The sequence below is a fragment of the Ureibacillus sinduriensis BLB-1 = JCM 15800 genome, from assembly GCF_000772955.1.
In the GTDB taxonomy this organism is placed as follows: Bacteria; Bacillota; Bacilli; order Bacillales_A; family Planococcaceae; genus Ureibacillus; species Ureibacillus sinduriensis.
Map to the genome: position 1 here is coordinate 39,451 of NZ_JPVO01000055.1, position 19,551 is coordinate 59,001.

At 37.1% G+C, this 19,551-nt stretch carries 18 protein-coding genes; 14 read left to right on the forward strand and 4 right to left on the reverse strand.

Annotation, left to right across the window (positions count from 1 at the left end; all coding sequences use genetic code 11):
• The first annotated feature begins 55 nt into the window (after positions 1–55).
• Positions 56–637: a phosphatidylglycerophosphatase A family protein gene (locus tag CD33_RS16170; RefSeq protein WP_052130314.1), complete on the forward strand. Its 582-nt coding sequence runs from the start codon at positions 56–58 to the stop codon at positions 635–637.
• Between the two features lie 541 nt (positions 638–1,178).
• Here CD33_RS16170 and CD33_RS20560 read toward each other — a convergent pair.
• Positions 1,179–1,346, reverse strand: coding sequence for a hypothetical protein (locus CD33_RS20560; RefSeq protein WP_176400036.1), 168 nt, complete (start codon positions 1,344–1,346; stop codon positions 1,179–1,181).
• A gap of 158 nt (positions 1,347–1,504) precedes the next feature.
• On the opposite strand from CD33_RS20560, the gene CD33_RS16175 reads away from it, so the two are divergent.
• The 8 genes from CD33_RS16175 to CD33_RS16210 all read left to right on the forward strand — a co-directional run bounded on the left by CD33_RS16175 (position 1,505) and on the right by CD33_RS16210 (position 13,355).
• Complete coding sequence (locus CD33_RS16175; RefSeq protein WP_036202507.1) at positions 1,505–2,896, forward strand: aldehyde dehydrogenase; 1,392 nt, start codon at positions 1,505–1,507, stop codon at positions 2,894–2,896.
• 248 nt (positions 2,897–3,144) lie between these two features.
• Positions 3,145–4,203, forward strand: coding sequence for a M42 family metallopeptidase (locus CD33_RS16180; protein ID WP_036202510.1), 1,059 nt, complete (start codon positions 3,145–3,147; stop codon positions 4,201–4,203).
• Between the two features lies 1 nt (position 4,204).
• Positions 4,205–5,674, forward strand: coding sequence for a UDP-N-acetylmuramoyl-L-alanyl-D-glutamate--2,6-diaminopimelate ligase (locus CD33_RS16185; protein ID WP_036202513.1), 1,470 nt, complete (start codon positions 4,205–4,207; stop codon positions 5,672–5,674).
• 289 nt (positions 5,675–5,963) lie between these two features.
• The gene (locus CD33_RS16190) at positions 5,964–7,541 is read left to right on the forward strand and encodes a peptide chain release factor 3 (protein ID WP_036202516.1); all 1,578 of its coding nucleotides are present in this window, start codon (positions 5,964–5,966) and stop codon (positions 7,539–7,541) included.
• Positions 7,542–8,017: 476 nt separating this feature from the next.
• Positions 8,018–8,791 (forward strand): TerC family protein, encoded by a 774-nt coding sequence (locus CD33_RS16195; RefSeq protein ID WP_036202519.1) that lies wholly within the window; start codon positions 8,018–8,020, stop codon positions 8,789–8,791.
• Positions 8,792–9,254: 463 nt separating this feature from the next.
• Positions 9,255–10,604 (forward strand): TrkH family potassium uptake protein, encoded by a 1,350-nt coding sequence (locus tag CD33_RS16200; RefSeq protein ID WP_036202521.1) that lies wholly within the window; start codon positions 9,255–9,257, stop codon positions 10,602–10,604.
• A gap of 756 nt (positions 10,605–11,360) precedes the next feature.
• Complete coding sequence (locus CD33_RS16205) at positions 11,361–12,824, forward strand: ATP-binding protein (protein ID WP_052130315.1); 1,464 nt, start codon at positions 11,361–11,363, stop codon at positions 12,822–12,824.
• Between the two features lie 84 nt (positions 12,825–12,908).
• Positions 12,909–13,355: a MarR family winged helix-turn-helix transcriptional regulator gene (locus tag CD33_RS16210; protein WP_036202524.1), complete on the forward strand. Its 447-nt coding sequence runs from the start codon at positions 12,909–12,911 to the stop codon at positions 13,353–13,355.
• Between the two features lie 60 nt (positions 13,356–13,415).
• On the opposite strand, the gene CD33_RS16215 is transcribed toward CD33_RS16210, so the two are convergent.
• From CD33_RS16215 to CD33_RS16225, 3 genes are all read right to left on the reverse strand, one after another.
• Positions 13,416–14,078, reverse strand: coding sequence for a DUF8580 domain-containing lipoprotein (locus CD33_RS16215; protein ID WP_036202527.1), 663 nt, complete (start codon positions 14,076–14,078; stop codon positions 13,416–13,418).
• 74 nt (positions 14,079–14,152) lie between these two features.
• The gene (locus CD33_RS16220) at positions 14,153–14,764 is read right to left on the reverse strand and encodes a CPBP family intramembrane glutamic endopeptidase (protein WP_036202529.1); all 612 of its coding nucleotides are present in this window, start codon (positions 14,762–14,764) and stop codon (positions 14,153–14,155) included.
• A 257-nt stretch (positions 14,765–15,021) separates the two neighbouring features.
• Positions 15,022–15,213 carry a YkvS family protein gene (locus tag CD33_RS16225; RefSeq protein ID WP_036202531.1) on the reverse strand — a complete coding sequence of 64 codons (192 nt, stop codon included), beginning with the start codon at positions 15,211–15,213 and terminating at the stop codon, positions 15,022–15,024.
• A gap of 115 nt (positions 15,214–15,328) precedes the next feature.
• On the opposite strand from CD33_RS16225, the gene ykzS reads away from it, so the two are divergent.
• The 5 genes from ykzS (at position 15,329) to CD33_RS16250 (ending at position 19,443) form a co-directional block, all read left to right on the forward strand.
• Positions 15,329–15,523: a protein YkzS gene (gene ykzS, locus CD33_RS16230; RefSeq protein ID WP_373906712.1), complete on the forward strand. Its 195-nt coding sequence runs from the start codon at positions 15,329–15,331 to the stop codon at positions 15,521–15,523.
• A 96-nt stretch (positions 15,524–15,619) separates the two neighbouring features.
• A complete protein-coding gene (locus CD33_RS16235) occupies positions 15,620–15,817 on the forward strand; it encodes an aspartyl-phosphate phosphatase Spo0E family protein (protein WP_036202535.1) in 198 nt (65 codons plus the stop codon).
• Positions 15,818–16,173: 356 nt separating this feature from the next.
• Positions 16,174–17,046: an NAD(P)-dependent oxidoreductase gene (locus CD33_RS16240; protein WP_036202537.1), complete on the forward strand. Its 873-nt coding sequence runs from the start codon at positions 16,174–16,176 to the stop codon at positions 17,044–17,046.
• Between the two features lie 78 nt (positions 17,047–17,124).
• Positions 17,125–18,444 carry an MFS transporter gene (locus CD33_RS16245; protein ID WP_036202539.1) on the forward strand — a complete coding sequence of 440 codons (1,320 nt, stop codon included), beginning with the start codon at positions 17,125–17,127 and terminating at the stop codon, positions 18,442–18,444.
• Positions 18,445–18,540: 96 nt separating this feature from the next.
• Complete coding sequence (locus CD33_RS16250) at positions 18,541–19,443, forward strand: chemotaxis protein (protein ID WP_036202541.1); 903 nt, start codon at positions 18,541–18,543, stop codon at positions 19,441–19,443.
• The last annotated feature ends 108 nt before the right edge of the window (positions 19,444–19,551 follow it).

Consider the following 19,551-nt stretch of genomic DNA (forward strand, 5'->3'; position numbering starts at 1 on the left):
GTGCATAATAAAAAGACTTAAGTGTACATACTCTAAATGAAAGAGGCTTGATAATGTGCAAGATAAAAAAGAACGAGTGCCATCGGAAGCAGTTGCACAAGCAACAAAAGAAGCGTTGAAACGCCGCGGAGTGAAAATGGATGACATCGCTGATATTGTCTATCAATTGCAATTACCATATAATGCAAGCTTGTCGATGGAGGATTGTGTCGATTCAGTCGAACGAGTTTTATGCAAAAGGGAGGTACAACATTCTATACTGGTAGGAATTGAGCTGGATGAATTAGCAGAGAAGAAACTACTATCGGAGCCATTGCAATCAATCATCGAATCCGACGAAGGCTTGTTTGGGGTTGATGAAACCCTTGCACTTGGCGTGGTTATGACATATGGAAGCATTGCTTTAACCACTTTTGGTTATTTGGATAAGAGTAAAATAGGGATTATAAAAGAACTTGATACAAAACTAGATAGCAGTGTCCATACATTTCTGGATGATTTGGTTGCCAGTATTGCGGCCAGTGCGGCGTCAAGAATTGCACATCGACTGCGTGACCTGGAAGAAGATAGAAGCGCTATGGTGGATACTACAGAGCTAGTACTGGAATCTTCATCAAGTTCAAATTCAGATTTTTAATTTGAGTATATATATCGTAAAATAAAATAGTGATGAAATGAATTTTTAAGTAAATGGAGCAAAAAGATGACACCAAAAGATATAAAAACATTAATTACTAGCGGTACGGTGATTTTAGCCGTAGTTCTTTATTTATTATTTAGATAATGACCTAAAAGGCAGCCCCCCAGCATGAATGGAGGTCTGCTTCAAAGTATAGACAAAGTCGATCTCCGACTTTGTCTATACTTTTTTTAGGTTATTTACTTAAATGAAAAATTACCCAGACTGTCTTGGAAACGCTTGGCAGACAAGGCGGGCAGTTGAGTGAAGAGATGAATAGAACAAAGCGTTCATGAGGGGACGAACGAGACAACCAACGCAGGATGAAAGCGTTTGTCAACAGTCTGAAGCAGCCCACCAGCATAAATGGAGGGCTGCTTTTCATCGTTTTCTCAAAAGGAGTTTGAAAATAAATATAGACCCTTCTCAAAATGAAAAGGATCCAATTCTTTTTATTCAAACTTAAAAGTTTTCCAAAAACAAATACTACTTGAGATGATTAATAGTCAACTTGGTGCTGACCGAAATCAATCTGTGGCAATTCTTCCCCATCCTCTTTCAAGAATAAAAAAGATTCGTCCTTTAACTGATGTAATTTTTCTTCATTTAATCCAATAGACAAAGGTCCTGAAAAAATTTTCTCCCACCAAGTATCAGTCGAAATCATTTAAAATTGCCCCCTTCAGTTTGTCTCTTTCCTTCTAAATACCATCTGTACAATAAAATTAAACATTTTAGAAGGAATTAGACGATAAATTGTAGTAAATTGTACATAGTTATTATGAACAAATTAATTTTAATTATGTATTAAGGAAAGGGATGTAGATGGCAAAATATTCAGCACAAGACGTTGAAAAGATGATAGAGGAGCAAAAAAACTTTTTTTTAACAGGGTATACAAAAAATTTAGAATTTCGGAAAAAACAATTATTAAAGCTGAAAAATAAAATAAAACAATATGAAAAAGAAATATTGAAGGCTTTAAACTTGGACTTAGGAAAAAGCGAGTTTGAAGCTTATTCGAATGAAATCGGCATTGTGCTTGATAGCATTAACCACTTTATAAAAAATATCGATGAGTGGTCAAAACCTGTGCATGTTAAAACACCTATTCATTTCCAACCGGCAAAAAGTTTTATTATCAGGGAGCCGTACGGGGTTGTATTGATTATCGGCCCGTTCAATTATCCTTTCCAGCTTGTAATGGAGCCTTTGATTGGAGCGATTATCGGCGGTAATACAGCGATAGTGAAACCATCTGAAACAACTGCGCACACAACAGAAATTATAAAAAAGATTCTTGAAGAAACATTTGATACTTCCTATATCAGGGTGGTAGAGGGGGAGAAGGAGGAAGTGACCCACCTGATACACGCCTCATTCGATTACATTTTCTTTACTGGCAGTGTAGCGGTTGGAAAAGTAATTATGCGAGCAGCGGCAGAAAGGTTAACGCCCATTACATTGGAACTTGGCGGGAAAAGTCCTGCCATCGTCGACCAAACGGCCAATTTGGATGTGGCGGCTAAACGGATTGTTTGGGGGAAATTCAATAATACCGGTCAAACTTGTGTTGCACCGGATTACTTGTTGGTGCATTCTTCGATTTACGATGAATTCATCAAAAAATTGCAAAACACGATCGTACAATTTTATGGCGAGGATGCCCAATTCAGCGATGACTACGGGAGGATTGTCAGCAACCGCCATTTCACTCGGCTGCAAAAATTGCTTGAAGCCGAAAACGCGAATATTACATTCGGGGGCAAACTGGACGCCGAGAAACTTTATATCGAACCAACGATTCTGGAAAATGTTGATTGGTCCAGTCCCATTATGGAAGATGAAATTTTCGGTCCTATTTTACCCATTATGAAATACGATAATCTAAAATATACAATCCTTCAGATTCAAAAATTGCCTAAACCATTGGCTGCCTATTTCTTCTCGGAACACGAAAAGGCGATTGATTATTTCCTTGAAGAATTACCATTTGGAGGCGGCTGTATAAATGATACGGTGACGCATGTGGCTAACCCGTATTTACCATTTGGTGGTGTCGGGCCATCAGGTGTAAACGCGTACCATGGGAAAGCAAGCTTTGAAAACTTTACACATCCTAAATCCATCATGAAGCGTTCGTCGAAAATGGCGAATAACCTATTATTCCCACCATATAAGCAAAAATTGAAATTAGTAAGAACAATGTTGAAATAAGAATATTATTAAAAAAACAACGATTTCCGCAAAGCGCTAGCGGAAATCGTGTTTTTCAAAAAATCTATAACTTCCTTATTATTGGAATGCAATAGAAGTGGTATAATATTGTATACAAACATAAATGGAATGATCGCTTACCATTTTAAAAATAATTTGGAATTACATACTTTATAAGGTGTCGATTATTGTTGAATTTTGATATCATTAATTTATTTAGAAGTTACGGAAATTGAGGGGGCTTTTTAGTGAATAATGTATTTGATGAAAAACGAACAATTGATCTCTTGCATCAATTGGTGAATATTCCTAGTCCATCTGGTTATACCAATACAATTATGAAATTTATAGGGAATCATTTACATAACCTAGGTATTGCATTTAAACAAACTAATAAAGGTGCCATAATTGCTACAATGGAAGGTGAAAATACAAGTGATCACCGCCTATTGACTGCACATACCGACACTTTGGGCGCAATGGTGAAAGAAGTAAAATCAAACGGCCGATTAAAACTGACGATGATTGGCGGTTTTAAATGGAACGCGGTTGAAGGCGAATATTGTACAATCCACACCGCACAAGGCAAAAAAATCCGTGGTACAATCCTGCTCCATGAAACAACAGTCCATGTCTATCCGAATACAGATGCAATTAAAAGAGATGAAAATCATATTGAAGTCCGCATTGATGAAAAATGCTTCAATGCGGATGATGTACGCTCCATCGGTATTGAAGTGGGGGACTTCGTTACTTTCGACCCCCGCTTTGAGGTGACGGAAGCCGGCTTTATCAAGTCCAGACACTTGGATGATAAAGCAAGTACAACTCTACTCTTGCAATTAATGCAATTCATAAATGAAAACGATATTAAGTTGCCTTACACAACACATTTTTATATTTCTAATAACGAAGAGATCGGCTATGGCGGAAATTCCAATATTCCTGAACAAGTAGTAGAGTATATTGCCGTTGATATGGGAGCAATCGGGGATGGTCAAAGTTCTGATGAATACACGGTATCTATCTGTGCAAAAGATTCGAGCGGCCCATATCATTATGAGTTAACGAGACATTTAGTGGAACTTGCTAAATCGAATGCCATTGAGTATAAACTTGATATTTATCCATTTTATGGCTCTGATGCTTCTGCGGCTATCCGCGCAGGCTTCGATGTAAAGCATGCTTTATTTGGACCGGGTATTGAAGCTTCTCATGCCTATGAGCGTACTCATGTTGATTCATTGAAAGCGACGGCACAATTGTTATACGCTTATGTAATTTCACAAATGGATTCGGAGGATTAATATGTATACAGAGGAATTATTAAGCATCATCCCATTGAAGAAAATTACCGGGCAGTTACCGAATACAATTAAAGACATTTCAATCGATTCAAGAAGTGTACAGCCGAAAAGCTTATTTGTGTGTATTAAAGGCGAGACAGTGGATGGTCATAATTTTGCACAAAAGGCAGTGGATGCCGGTGCAACAGTAGTTGTAAGTGAGCGCGAGCTTTCTTTGGAAGGGGAAGTGGCCCAAGTAATTGTAAAAAGTACAGAACGTGCGCTGGGATTACTTGCTTCCAAATTTTTTGATTATCCTTCCAATGATCTGATGATGATCGGTGTAACCGGAACAAATGGAAAAACAAGTGTCTCAGGAATAATCCATCATATGCTTGTTGGGATGGGGGAACGGTCGGCACTGTCGGGAACAATCGGCTTCGAATTAAATGGTGTGCTATATGAGACAGCCAACACGACAAATGATGTGTTAAGTACGCAGCAGATGATCTTCCGTGCAAAGATGGAAGGTTGCAGAGCGATGGTCATGGAGGTTTCCTCCCATGGCTTGGCTTTGGGCAGATTGGCAGGTGTAGATTATGATGTTGCGGTATTTACAAACCTGACGCATGATCACTTAGATTTCCATGGAACAATGGAGGAATATGGAAATGCTAAGGGACTATTGTTCTCTCAAATGGGTCAAGACTTTACTAAAAACAAGTATGTTGTATTAAATGCAGATGATCCGTGGTCCGAAAAGTACGAGAAGATGACTTCTTATCCAGTTTGGACATATGGTTTAAAAAATGACGCTATCTTTAAAGCGGAAAACTGCAATTATGAAGACGGGCTAACAACTTTTGATATGCATACACCTGAAGGTAAATTCCCGGTATCCATGCATTTGCTAGGCGAATTCAATGTTTATAATGTGTTGGCGGCTACTGCAGTTTTTTACGCCAGAGGGTTCACGATTGAAGAAATCATCGAACAAATTGAGGATTTAGCGCCGGTACGCGGTCGGATGGAACGTGTCAAGACGGACTTGCCATTACAAATATTCATTGATTATGCACATACACCGGATGCCATTGAAAAAGCTATCAGTGCCGCATTACCTTATAAAAAACAAGAAAATAAATTGATTTTCTTGTTTGGAACTGGTGGGAACCGTGATAAATCGAAACGTCCAGCCATGGCAAAAGAAGCTTCACGGGCAGATTATGTGATACTTACAACGGATGACCCGCGTTATGAAGAGTATGATAGTATTACGAGTGATTTAGCTAAAGGGATGACCCACGACAACTATGCTTGTATCGGGGACCGCGCAGAAGCAGTTCGTCATGCAGTATCGATTGCGGAGCCGGGGGATATCATTATCTTCGCTGGTAAAGGGCATGAAGATTACCAAATCATCGAAAATACAAAATACCCTCATAGCGATGCTGAAATAGCGATCGAAGCCGGGCGACTAAAATTCGTTTAATGCAAAGAAAGAGGATATAACTTTTTGTCTTTAGGCTGTTCGGTAAGCGGTTGTTTACTGGGCAGCCATTAAAATTTAATTGGAAGTGCATGTTACCGGGACACTTGAAGGCAATTGTCCGTAATATAAAAAGCGGGTTATAGGAAAAATGGTTGTACTACCAACCGTTAATCTTTTATTATACTGATATGTACTTAAAATGAAATCGGAATAAGGAAAAACAAATCGCCATTGATTTGGCGATAAGCATATTTCCTTATAGCTTGGATATAGAAAAAGGAGAAAAAGAATGACTTCAAAATTAGAACAGGACATATTATCACGTCGCACTTTTGCCATCATCTCTCACCCGGATGCCGGTAAAACGACGATTACGGAGAAACTATTACTATTCGGTGGAGCTATCCGTGATGCTGGTACAGTAAAAGGGAAAAAATCAGGTAAGTTCGCTACATCCGACTGGATGGAAATCGAGAAACAACGTGGGATATCGGTTACATCCTCCGTAATGCAGTTTGATTACCTTGGAAACCGGGTCAATATACTGGATACACCTGGTCACCAAGACTTCTCGGAAGATACGTACAGAACTTTAATGGCGGTGGATAGTGCGGTGATGGTGGTTGACGCTGCAAAAGGGATAGAGGCACAAACATTAAAGTTATTTAAAGTTTGTCGTCTGCGCGGGATTCCGATTTTCACTTTTATCAATAAATTGGACCGACAAGGGAAAGAGCCCCTTGAGTTAATCGAAGAGTTGGAAGAAGTATTAGGAATCAATGCTTACCCAATGAACTGGCCTATCGGGATGGGGAAAGAATTTTTAGGTATTTATGATCGATATAATAAACGTATAGAACAATTCCGTACAGATGAGTCAGATCGATTTTTGCCGATTGATGAAGATGGAGAGCTAGCCATTGACCATCCAATGAAAGTTACTTCTTATTATACACAAGCAATGGATGACATTATGCTTTTAAACGAAGCTGGGAATGATTTTTCGGAGGATAAAATTCGACGTGGTGAATTAACGCCAGTATTCTTCGGATCCGCCTTGACGAACTTTGGTGTGCAGACATTTCTTGAGACGTACCTGCAATTCGCGCCCACACCACAACCGCGCTTAACAGAGGATGAGCAGTTTATTGACCCGGTAGAGCATAATGAACTTTCTGGATTCATTTTCAAAATCCAGGCAAACATGAATCCGGCTCACCGTGATAGAATTGCATTTGTCCGTATTGTATCAGGCAAATTTGAACGTGGGATGAATATCACCCTTTCACGTACGAACAAATCTTTTAAAGTTACGCAATCTACACAGTTTTTGGCGGACGATCGTGAAACGGTGGATGAGGCTGTTGCCGGCGATATTATCGGTCTTTATGATACAGGAACTTACCAAATTGGAGATACAATTGTTGGTGGCAAGAAAACGTTCCAATTTGAAAAGCTACCTCAATTTACTCCGGAGTTATTTGTCCGTGTAACGGCGAAAAATGTAATGAAATCAAAACAATTCCATAAAGGGATTTTACAATTAGTGCAAGAAGGGGCTATTCAATATTATAAAACGCTTCATACGGAAGAAGTAATTCTTGGGGCTGTTGGTCAATTGCAGTTTGAAGTGTTCGAGCACCGTATGAAAAATGAGTATAATGTTGAAGTGCAAATGCAGCCGATCGGTTCAAAAATCGCCCGTTGGATTGAAAATGAAGAAGAAGTGAAAGAATCCATGCATTCAACTCGCTCAATGCTTGTGAAAGACCGCTTCGATAACCTAGTCTTCCTTTTCGAAAATGAGTTTGCCATGCGCTGGTTTTCAGAGAAAAACGAAGATATTAAACTTTACAGCTTATTATAAAAGACCAAAGAGCCGCATTTTTTGGCGCTCTATTTACTAGTTAAATTCATCTTTTTAAAAAAATTATATTGCATTTACTCCCAACCATGCTATAATTAATTTAAATAATAACTGAATAACCATTTGACTATTGTCAAAGGGGAGTAGCTTATAAGTATTGAAAGATACTTACTTCACATTCGTCATTACATGGTGGGAACCATCGGGTGTGAAAGCAGATGAACAATCGATTTCAAATATTTTTGAAGTCATTCCAATTGCTTAGCAAGACCTTTGCCTATTTATTTAGGCATGGGTCTTTTTCTTTTTGCCTAAAGATGGTTATTCAGCAAAATTTATTTATAAGCAGTCAGGAAGGCAGCAAGATTTCCAGGCTGCATGAGTGCGGGCTTATCAAGACCTAATGATTGGATAAGCTATTTTTACTCATAAAAATCCCTTAACTAGGGTAAACAAATGTCAAGGAGGAAGATGTTGTGGAAATATTTTTGGAGTATGCATGGGTATTACTTGTACTGATTGTATTAGAAGGATTGCTAGCTGCGGATAATGCAGTCGTTATGGCTGTAATGGTAAAACATTTACCTGCCGAGCAACAGAAGAAAGCATTATTTTATGGATTGTTTGGAGCATTCATCTTCCGTTTTGCAGCACTGTTCTTAATCACGGTTTTAGTAAACTACTGGCAAATCCAAGCCATTGGTGCAGCTTATCTGTTATTTATCTCAATAAAGAATATTTATGATCAGAAATTTAAAAATGGCGATGAAGATGAGGATGATGTTGAAGAACACACTAAAAAAGGAAAGGGCTTCTGGGCTACAGTTGCAAAAGTTGAAATGGCGGATATCGCATTCGCAGTAGATTCAATGTTAGCTGCTGTTGCGATAGCTGTGACGTTGCCTGAAGTAGGTAATTTCGATATCGGTGGCATTAATGCCGGACAATTCGGTGTTATGTTCTTCGGTGGGGTTGTCGGCCTGATTCTTATGCGTTTCGCAGCTCAATGGTTCGTGAAGGTCTTGCATGATTACCCTGATTTAGAAACTGCTGCCTTTTTGATTGTAGGTTGGGTAGGTGTGAAGCTTGCTGTCTTAACACTAGCTCATGATAAGATCGAAATCTTGCCTCATGAGTTCCCTCATTCAACAACATGGAAACTGATCTTCTGGATCGTATTGCTTCTTATCGCACTTGGTGGATGGTTCCTTGGCGTTTCGAAAAAGAAGAAACAAACAGAACAACAATAGAGTAATAATCTGTTCCTCACAGAGTGTAGGCAAAGTCGATGTTCGACTTTACCTACACTTTTTTTAGGTTATTTCCTTAAATGAAAGATTATCCATACTGTTTTGAAAACGCTTAGTAGGCAAGGAGGGTGCCTAGTGAAGAATCGAATGGAACAAAGCATTCACGAGGGGACGAACGAGACAACCAGCGCAGTATGGAATCATTTGCCAACAGTCTGAGAGGGACGATGAAAACTGTTCCTCTTTCTATATGCTTGAATGAAATAAAATGTATTTAGCCAAACTATAATAAATGAATTCTCTTTATTAGAGGGTGTTCGAAGCATTATAGCTGGAATGTGGTTTGCAAATCTATGCAAAGTATTAAAAAAGTTGCAACAAAAATAAAGGTGGAAGGTTCACATTATTTTCTATTTCCATTATACTTGTAGAACTAGAACAATAAATAAAAGAGGCGAATAAAGTGGCCCGAAATCCAAAAAAAACTAGAACAATTACACCATTTCAGCTTCTTGTAAGTTATTACTTCATTGCGATAGCTACTTCCTTCATATTACTAAGAATACCTGCAGTGTACAAAGATGGAGTGGAGGTATCTCTTGTCGATACATTGTTCACGGCAGTAAGTGCGGTGAGTGTTACTGGTTTGACAGTCTTTGATATATCTGAAACGCTAACACCTTTTGGACTTGTTGTATTACTGGTAATTCTCCAGCTGGGGGCCATCGGGATTATGTCGCTAGGGACATTTCTATGGATTATTTTGGGGAAGCGAATTGGGATGCGTGAGAGGCAATTAATAATGATTGATCACAATCAATATAATTTATCTGGTGTTGTGCATTTATTGAAGGAAATCGTCAAGATCCTCTTTATAATTGAGGCAGTCGGTGCATTCATCCTATCGATCCATTTTGTCCGTTATTTCGATACGTGGGGTGAAGCAGTGAAGCATGGAATTTTTGCTTCGATTTCCGCTACGACCAATGGCGGTTTTGACATTACCGGCGATAGTCTCATACCTTACCATACAGATTATTTTGTACAATTTGTAGTCATGATTTTAATCGTATTGGGGGCAATTGGCTTCCCTGTATTAATAGAATTGAAAAAGTTCCTGTTTCGTAAAGAATCTGCATTTCGATTCAGTCTTTTCACCAAAATTACAACCGTAACCTATGGATTGTTATTTATCTTGGGTACTTTAGTTATTTTGCTGATAGAGTCGTTTCATTCGTTAAAAGGGATGGTATGGCATGAAAAACTATTTACTGCAATGTTTCATTCCATCTCTGCACGTTCGGGAGGCTTAACTACTTTTGATGTGTCTTTATTTAGTGAAGCTACAGACATCTTCTTGAGTTTCTTAATGTTTATAGGTGCTTCGCCAAGTTCGGTCGGCGGGGGAATTCGAACAACGACTTTTGCACTCGCCATTTTGTTTCTATATAACTTTGCAAATGGCCGAACAGAAATACAATTGTACGGGCGGGAAATTTATTTAATTGATATTTTTAGATCCTATGTAGTTATTATTTTGGCTTTCTTCATGGTAATGATATCGACAATGATATTATTAATAACAGAGCCTGCCGCCACAACTACACAAATTATCTTTGAAATAACCTCCGCGTTCGGGACGGCTGGAATGTCGCTGGGTATTACAGAACAATTATCGACTGAAGGAAAGTTCGTTATGATGATTCTTATGTTTATCGGTCGTGTCGGATTAATATCATTTTTATATACACTGGGTGGGAAAGTGGACAAACCGCCATATCGCTATCCAAAAGAGCGTGTAATAATCGGATAATTATACTAAGGCCTCATAGAATATGGGGCTCAGCGTGTAGACAAAGTCGATCTTCGACTTTGTCTACACGTTTTTTATTGGCTATTTCCTTCAATGAAAAATTTGCCCAGACTGTCTTGAAAACGCTTGGCAGACAAGGCGGGCAGTGAAGTGAAGAGATGAATAGAACATTGCGTTCATGAGGGGACGAACGAGACAATGAATCTAGGATGAAAGCATTTGTCAACAGTCTGGGCCCCATAGAATATAGGGCTATTTTGTTGGCGTAAAAAAATTTAGAATTTACAGATTTTTAACGTGCAATTTTTTGTAAAATTAGATAAATTAGAAGTAACTTACAAATATTATAAGTATTTTCTTTAGTTTTAATATTTTTACAAAACATTAATTAAATTAACACAGATAAATTTTACAAGTAAAAACACATATTATAGGTTAAAAGGACTGTGCTTATCGATTTTTCATACAATATGATAAGGCCGAATGACACAGATCTAAATGATTAGTGAAAATATATAATTACTAATTAGTATAAAAAAGCATTATTAAAATAGTTTTTATACTCTGAAAATGGTGTATTCTACCCATTTAATTTAAAAAATAACTATGGAATAATTTGTATTAAATGTATATTTTGAATATTTAGTATAATTTATATTACAAAGTCATAAAAACCCGAAGTTATTAATAGAATATATATATACGAATTGCGTGGAAGAGGTACTTTTTCCAAGTGGAAAGGATTGGTGAGGGGAAATGGTGAAAACTGTTCGACCTATTTTTAGGAAGTTGTTTCAAACCGTTAAAGATCCAGTACTAATATTAAATACTTCCTGTCAAATAGAGTCAGTTAATGACTTTGCAGCGCAAATGCTAAATATAGATCAGTCATCAAGACAACAATTAGAAATGGACGAAATTTCAAAGTTAAGATGGAAAGGCTATTTAGAAAAAATAAAAAGCAATTTGGGTGGATTTTGTAACCTCAACCTCAAAATTGATGAAAATCAATTCCAAGAGTTTCGAATGATGGGATATTATCATGAGAAAAAGGACCTCATCTTTGTCAGAATATCACCGCAATCCGAAACTAATTCCATTCTTCAAAGCAACAGCATCGACATCTATTCTATGCTCAATGATGTTTCTCATGGTCTTCTGCTGACCGATCTGGATGGAGAAATAGTGGATGCCAATGCATTGGCCCTACAATATATCCAGTGCGAAAAAAGTCAGATTGTCCAGAGACAGCATGAAGTGCTATTTGAACTTTTCACTGACTATGAATATAGCAAGCTTCAATACTTCGCCAATGTATTGAACACTGGACAGGCTTCCATAAATGTATCGGGTGTGAATGAAAATGGACAGATTACGTATTATCAATTGGATAGTAAGTTTAACTATAATATGAATTTAATTGTTACGACAATTACAGACCAGACAGAAAAAATCTTGCTTAAACAGCAACTTGATCAGCAAGAATCATTAAATTCGATCGGTCAAATGGCGGCTAGCATTGCCCATGAAATTCGTAATCCGATGACATCTTTAAAAGGGTTTGTGGATTTGCTAAGGCTAAACACCAACGATGAGAACCAAAATTACCTCAATGTCATGGATTCTGAATTGCAGCGGATGGAAACGATTTTAACAGAACTGCTGTACTTATCTAAGCCGAAAGAAAGGTTTTATGAGGAAACTTCAATAAGACAAGTGGTGCAAGAAGTTATTGAATTAATGATTCCTCATGCAATGAACCATAACATTATGCTAAAAATGGTTGATTGCAATTACTACCATATGCATATTATGGGGAACCATAATCGTTTAAAGCAAATGCTCATTAATTTAGTCAAAAATGCAATTGAAGTAATGGGTAATGGTGGAGTAATCAAAATAAAACTTGAAAGCCATGATGGTTGTGTAGAAGTCTCTGTCATTGATGAAGGCAGAGGTTTGTCAGATATGGAAATGAATCATCTATTCACTCCATTTTTTACTACGAAATCAACAGGGACTGGTTTAGGACTAGCTTTGGTTAAAAAGGTAGTGGAAGAGCACAACGGCTTTATTAATGTCGAAAGTTCAATGGGACTGGGGACAACCTTCAGAATCTCGTTGCCGGTTTGTGAGAGTCAATATATTCGGCATGAGGAAGATGAATCGATCGAACTGTGGATGAATCCCAAATCTTTAAACAGAATACCTGTTGTTTGAGTAATGTAAAGTTGAGGATTTTGACAAATGTTTCTTTTTATCGCTATAATTCATTTATATTATTGATAAAAAGGATGTTTTGTCATGTCTTCTAATGAAATTAAGCAATCGCTTAAATTGTATATTGTCTTGTCCAGGGCTAATAAGGCAATAAATGAAGTGACGAATCAATTTTTTCAACAGCAAGGTTTAAACCCGACTGAATTTGCAGTATTGGAGCTACTCTACCACAAAGGTCGCCAACCACTTCAGCAGATTGGAAACAAAATCTTACTTGCTAGTGGATCTATTACTTATGTGATTGATAAGTTGGAAAAAAGAGGATATTTAAATCGAGTCTCTTGTCCTTCGGATCGACGCGTTACATTTGCTGAAATAACAGAATCAGGTGCAGAATTTATGAAAAAACTATTCCCGGAACACGAAGAAAATTTGCATGAGTTATTAAGTGTTTTGACGCCCGAAGAAAAGGATACCGCTATTGAGCTGTTAAAAAAATTAGGGCTCTCCATCAAGGATTTGTCATATTAAAAGGAGTTGTCTCATCAAAAATGAGGCAACTCCTTTTATCATTCAAAAACAAGCCCCAAGTTACTCAATCGTTAATCCCATTTTGATCATCGCTTCAGATAAATCTACATCTAATCGGTCGAAAATAGTTAATCGAACTAGGTTATTTGCTTTTTCAAACACTACAGTAATAACCTCTTCACTATCAAGGTTAGCAATATAGGCTGTTGAGTTTTCTAAATCATAATCTCCGACAAAATCAGCAATATCATATTGTTCATAATCTTGACTGATAGCTCCCATAGTTTCCTCAGTATTGGCCACCAAGTCGTCAAAGGTCGAATCATCTGTTGTCATTGCTTCTATGCGCATGTTAATGGAATCATCTTCATCGTAATACAAAACATCTTTTCCAGGTTCTTCAGGTGTAAGGCTGAAACCAGGAATTACTTGGATACTGTATTGCTCACCGTCAACTTTGGAAAGTTCGGCAGTTTTGCTCTCTCCATTAGAAGAGAATGAAATGGTAGATTCAGTATCAGTTTCTTTTGACGTTTGATCTACTTTATTTCCTTCCTCTGTTGTTGGTTCTTCCGTATCTACAGATTCGTTCACTTCTTTGCCTTCAGTATGCGCACTACCTGTTGCACTATCTGTTTCTGTGGATTCTTGTTCAGTGTTACATGCTGCTAGAATCGTGATTGTTAAAAATAAAGTTATGATAAACTTAAGAGTTTTTGACATTTTTTATCCTCCTTAATAAATTAACGTATTAATACAATGAAAAGTTCCAAAATCATTCAAGTTACATCACAAGCTCAATGAAGTGGTAGTACCATAAACAATAGTAAAATAAAAATCTCATGAGAGACAATAATAAGAGGCATGCTTTTTTTCCACTCGTAAAGGAATCCCCATAACAACCCCGCAATGAAAGCTGCCACAACCCCTGGCCAGAAACCGCTGATTGCTACAGATAGAGAAAATAGGATACTGGTAATAATGACAGCATTGTTGGATGATACCCAATTTTTTAAATGCTGCTGTATAAAACCACGCCAAAATAGCTCTTCACCAATGACGATAATGAATATTAGCAAGATATAATGCCAAATATTATCTGGACCGTAATTTTTCAGGAACTTAGTAATCGCATTTTCTGCACCTGCGTCCACCTTTATGAGAAGAAAGTGGCCAAATCGTACAATTCCATAGAGTATCGTCCCGTAGCCAATGCCAAACAGCAGATATTGCCATGTTGAAATTTCATCTCTAAATTTCCCATATATTATCGCTATTGCAATGCCTACTAAAAGTGTAAAGGTGTATAAATACCAGAAGATCTTGATTTCTTCAAACGTTATATACAACATTACATAAATGAAGATTAAAGAAAGAAGGAGTCCGATCAATTGTTTAGATTTATCCATAAAAAAATGACCTCCTTCACATTATTTTATCAAAAAAAAAATCTCCTATCATCTATTAGCAAATGAAAAGAAGATTTTTATTTATTAACTTTGGATGATTCACTATGGAATCAACAGTTTTTACTTCCTATGCCTCCACCCATGGTTGCGAATCAACAAAGAACTCGTGGAGGGATTTGCCCGATGTTTTATTACAATTTATCGAGGCATGCTCATTCATTCTAGGAATACAAAAGGCTATGATTTATTTAATAGAATTAATGTTCATTAGGGTGGTTTAAAATCTTATAGCGTTTGTGATTAATAACTGTTTTTTCTTCCATATCCAGGTCATGGAAGTTTTCCATAATCGTTAAGTCTACAATGACAGAGTTTTCGTTTACTTTTTCAACCACTCCTTGTAAACCCTCTTTAAACTCGACAATATTTCCAACCTCTGCTATTTTCATAAGAGTCAGCTCCTTATCGATTAATATTAAGAAATTTTGCATGAAAAACCAAGAAAAGTAAAGTGAATTTTTGAATTTTTACTTAATTTTAACTAAAATTATTAAATAGAAGGTGATTTCAATGGAAAAATATGAAAAAATGATTGAACAACTTAAAACTGGAGAATTGGAAAACATCACGATTACTAAAGAAGAATTCCTGCAATTCCGCAAGCTTCTTGTACAAGATCCAATGTTCAAACACTTTCGTGGTGAAGCTCAACAGGGCGGAGATGTAACCTTCACGTTTTTAAAAGTTCCTAGGAGTTAAACCGCAGGAAATGTCGAACTTTGTCTAGCGATTTTCACCCTTTATCTCGCATGAACCTTTATAATAGAAGCATCATATTTTTTTAGGAGGAATGTAGTGGAAAGGGACCTTTTAAAAGAACTTGAGAAAAAAAGACAGCTAATGATTCAAACTGGAATACAATATGGTCTTCAAAACCATCGAACGATTCGTATCAGCAAAGAATTGGATCGTTTAATGAATGAACTAGATATTGAAATTGCAAATAGAGACGAACAATTAGAGGAAAATAAAGAGTACAATTATATTTTGTAAAAAATTTTGTATAAATTGTTTAAAAAGCGATTAATGGGGATATATTATTTATGAACACAGCAACATTCTCATTTCCCCCTTTTAGAGCAGGAGCATTTAGCTTCTGCTCTCTTTTTTTATTTTTATTTTTCGAAACACGTAATCGAAGGGAAGAAAAAGTTTTCTCCATTTATTAAGATATGACACCTTTAATGTAAAATTTATGTAATTATTTGCAATTTATAATCAATAATTAAAAAATGTTTGGTAAACTATAAAAAAACTTGATTTACAATCACTCTTCAAGGCAAAAGAAGATAGTATCAGATGCCATAAAATTTGCGAAGAAATGAATTAGGGAAGGGTTGTTAAAAATTATGATACATACGAAAAGGATTGCTTTTGTTGGAACTGGAGTTATGGGAGCTAGTGTAGTCAAACATTTATTAAACGCACAGTATGAAGTAACCGTGTACTCGCGTACGAAGTCGAAGGCAAATGACTTGATTGAACTCGGCGCAAACTGGGCTGGGACTCCGAAAGAAGCTGCAAATGAAAAAGATGTCATTTTTACAATGGTTGGTTTTCCTTCAGACGTTGAAGAGGTCTATCTTGGCGAGAACGGTCTATTGCAATCTGCAAAAGAGGGGTCAATAGTCGTAGATTTGACAACCTCTGAACCTACTTTGGCAAAAAAAATATATGAAGTTGCAAAACAAAAAGGGGTTTCTTCGATGGATGCACCAGTGTCCGGTGGTGATATCGGCGCGCAAAATGGCACGCTTTCCATTATGGTAGGTGGAGAGAAGGGTACTTTCGAAGAGTTATTACCGATTCTACAAATCTTTGGCGAGAATATAGTATATCAAGGAGAAGCCGGCTCAGGACAACATACAAAGATGTGTAACCAACTACTTATAGCTACGAATATGATTGGGGTTTGTGAATCAATCTCGTACGCACTGAAGGCTGGATTGGATATTGAAAAAGTGCTCCAATCCATTTCTGCTGGAGCAGCGGGGTCATGGTCACTTAGCAATTTAGGTCCACGCATGATTAAAGGAGACTTGGAACCAGGTTTTTATTTGAAGCATTTTATTAAAGATATGAAAATTGCAATTGATGAAGCAGAAAAAATGAACTTAGATCTTCCAGGTGTAAAGCTTTCAAAAGAGCTTTATAACACACTACTGGAAAAGGGTTACGGCGATAAAGGAACTCAAAGCTTGATCAAATATTATATGGATTAATGGCTTTATTTCGTTAATCAACCAATACAGTGTGTTTAATTTAAAGTTAAGGGAAAATAATTATGAGGAGCGAAGACTTTGGGGAAAACTTTCAATAACCAAAACTCGAAAACAAGAGGCCCACTTGCCTTATATCTATCGCTACCCATTATTTCATGGGCTTTCTATGATTTTGCCAACACTATTTTTTCATCCAACATCAATACTGTTTTTTTCCCTTTTTATATGGATGAAGTATTGGGAACTGACGAAGTTAGACAGCAGGTGGCAAGTACATTTATTTCGTACGCTAATGCCGTAGCAAGTTTCTTTTTGGTGATCTTTTCCCCTCTATTTGGAGTGTGGATTGACAATACGGGTTACAAGAAGCGTTTTATCGTCTGGTTTGCTTCCATCTCAATCCTCTTTACTTTCATGATGGGGGTTTTTGGCGGCTTACATATAAATGTAAATTATTCCGGTGTCCCCTTGAGTCTATTTTTAGTAGTTATAAGTTTTGTTATCGCAAAATTTTTCTTTAATTCAAGTTTAGTATTTTATGATTCAATGATGGGTGATTTGGGAACAAAAGAAGAAATGCCCCTAATTTCAGGTTTTGGGGTGGCAGTAGGTTACTTAGGTACTATTTGCGGTTTGCTCGTTTATTTGCTTGTCAGTGATGGGGATTTCCACCGTGCATTTATCCCGACTGCCATTCTCTATTTGATCTTTTCTCTGCCGTTATTTTTCTTTATGAAGGATAAGCCCGTACCTAAGGAACAAAGAAGAAAAATAAAGTTTTTTGAAGGCTACAAGGAGATTTTCCAAACCTTTAAGGAAATGAAAAAGTATAAGGCCATATTTACGTTTATGATTGCTTACTTTTTCTTGAATGATGCAATCGCGACAACAATCGCCATGATGGCTGTCTATGCAACAGCGATTGTCGGTTTCACATCATCCCAGTTCATCGTATTGTATCTAGTGAGTACGATTTCCACTGTAATTGGGTCAATGATTTTTGGATATGTCGCCAAATCAATAGGGTCAAAACGATCCGTGACAATTGTGGCGATTATTATGATTATTGCATTGTTCATTGCTGTATTTGCGACAGCTCAGTGGATGTTCTGGATTGCGGGCAGTTTATTTGGTGTCTCCCTTGGATCGATGTGGGTAACTTCTAGGACTTTAATCATTGAATTGTCGCCAGAAGAGAAGCGGGGCCAATTTTTCGGTTTATTTGCCTTTTCCGGCAAAGTGTCATCGATCATCGGGCCAGCTTTATACGGGACAATCACATTACTCCTTAAAGATTACGGCACAATAGCAAGTAGAACAGCACTTGGTTCGTTGATCATCTTAACTATAATTGGGCTAATCATCCATTTACAAGTAAAACCTGTAAAAAATAGATGATAGGAGAAAACCGTTCCCTATGTTACAATTTACTTAGAAAAAATGTATCAAAAGTTGCTAAAATTATATATTTTAGCCGGGAAAGGAAAGAGTCATTTGGAGCATAAAGGTATTTTACTAGAAAGTGGAACAAACGAACTTGAAATTGTAGAATTTGAAGTTGCTAATAATAAATTTGGCATTAACGTTATAAAGGTTAAAGAAATTATCCAGCCAATTCCTGTTACTTATATTCCACACGCACATCAGCATGTAGAAGGGATTGTCCAACTGCGTGGCGAAGTTCTGCCTGTGGTTAATATGCTAAAAGTATTAGGGATTTCCAATGCTTCATTTAGTGCACAACAAAAATATATTGTTGCTGAATTCAATAAGCAAAAAGTTGTATTCCATGTTGATAATGTTACACAGATCCACCGAATTTCATGGAATGATATTGAAAAGCCTTCGGATATGTACCAGGGCGGGTCAAGTCAAGTAATCGGTGTCATTAAACAACAGGATACAATGATCTTGTTATTGGATTTTGAAAAAATTATGGTCGACATCAATCCGGAATCTGGTATAAACGTGGATTCTGTCAAAAAATTAGGAAAACGTGACCGTTCAGAGAAGAAGATCGTCATAGCAGAAGATTCACCTCTTCTTAGAAAACTTCTGCATGATACGATGAACGAAGCAGGCTATGTCAACCTGGAATTTTTTGAAAATGGGCATGATGCCTATGAATATCTTGAATCACTTCTTCGTACAGGCAGCAATATCGAAGAACATGTACAGTTAGTGGTGACGGATATTGAGATGCCGCAAATGGATGGGCATCATTTTACGAAAAAAATAAAATCGCATCCACAATTAACAAAGCTTCCAGTCATCATTTTCTCAAGCTTGATTACTGACGATCTTCGACATAAAGGGGAAGTAGTGGGTGCCGAGGAGCAGATCAGTAAACCTGAAATTGCAGAACTAATATTAAAAGTAGATGAATTGATCTTATAACAAAGTATATTTTAAGGTATCCATAAATCTATATTTTATTTAGTAAGGCTCTTCCCATGGCGTATTGATTTGCATTTAGAACACGGTCGGATACCTTTACGGTTTTTC

Coding starts and splice junctions, on each gene's coding strand:
- CD33_RS16205 (WP_052130315.1), top strand. CDS start 11,361: ATGGTGAAAACTGTTCGACCTATTTTTAGGAAGTTGTTTCAAACCGTT.
- CD33_RS16240 (WP_036202537.1), top strand. CDS start 16,174: ATGATACATACGAAAAGGATTGCTTTTGTTGGAACTGGAGTTATGGGA.
- CD33_RS20560 (WP_176400036.1), bottom strand. CDS start 1,346: ATGATTTCGACTGATACTTGGTGGGAGAAAATTTTTTCAGGACCTTTG.
- CD33_RS16215 (WP_036202527.1), bottom strand. CDS start 14,078: ATGTCAAAAACTCTTAAGTTTATCATAACTTTATTTTTAACAATCACG.
- CD33_RS16210 (WP_036202524.1), top strand. CDS start 12,909: ATGTCTTCTAATGAAATTAAGCAATCGCTTAAATTGTATATTGTCTTG.
- CD33_RS16225 (WP_036202531.1), bottom strand. CDS start 15,213: ATGAAAATAGCAGAGGTTGGAAATATTGTCGAGTTTAAAGAGGGTTTA.
- CD33_RS16185 (WP_036202513.1), top strand. CDS start 4,205: ATGTATACAGAGGAATTATTAAGCATCATCCCATTGAAGAAAATTACC.
- CD33_RS16190 (WP_036202516.1), top strand. CDS start 5,964: ATGACTTCAAAATTAGAACAGGACATATTATCACGTCGCACTTTTGCC.
- CD33_RS16220 (WP_036202529.1), bottom strand. CDS start 14,764: ATGGATAAATCTAAACAATTGATCGGACTCCTTCTTTCTTTAATCTTC.
- CD33_RS16175 (WP_036202507.1), top strand. CDS start 1,505: ATGGCAAAATATTCAGCACAAGACGTTGAAAAGATGATAGAGGAGCAA.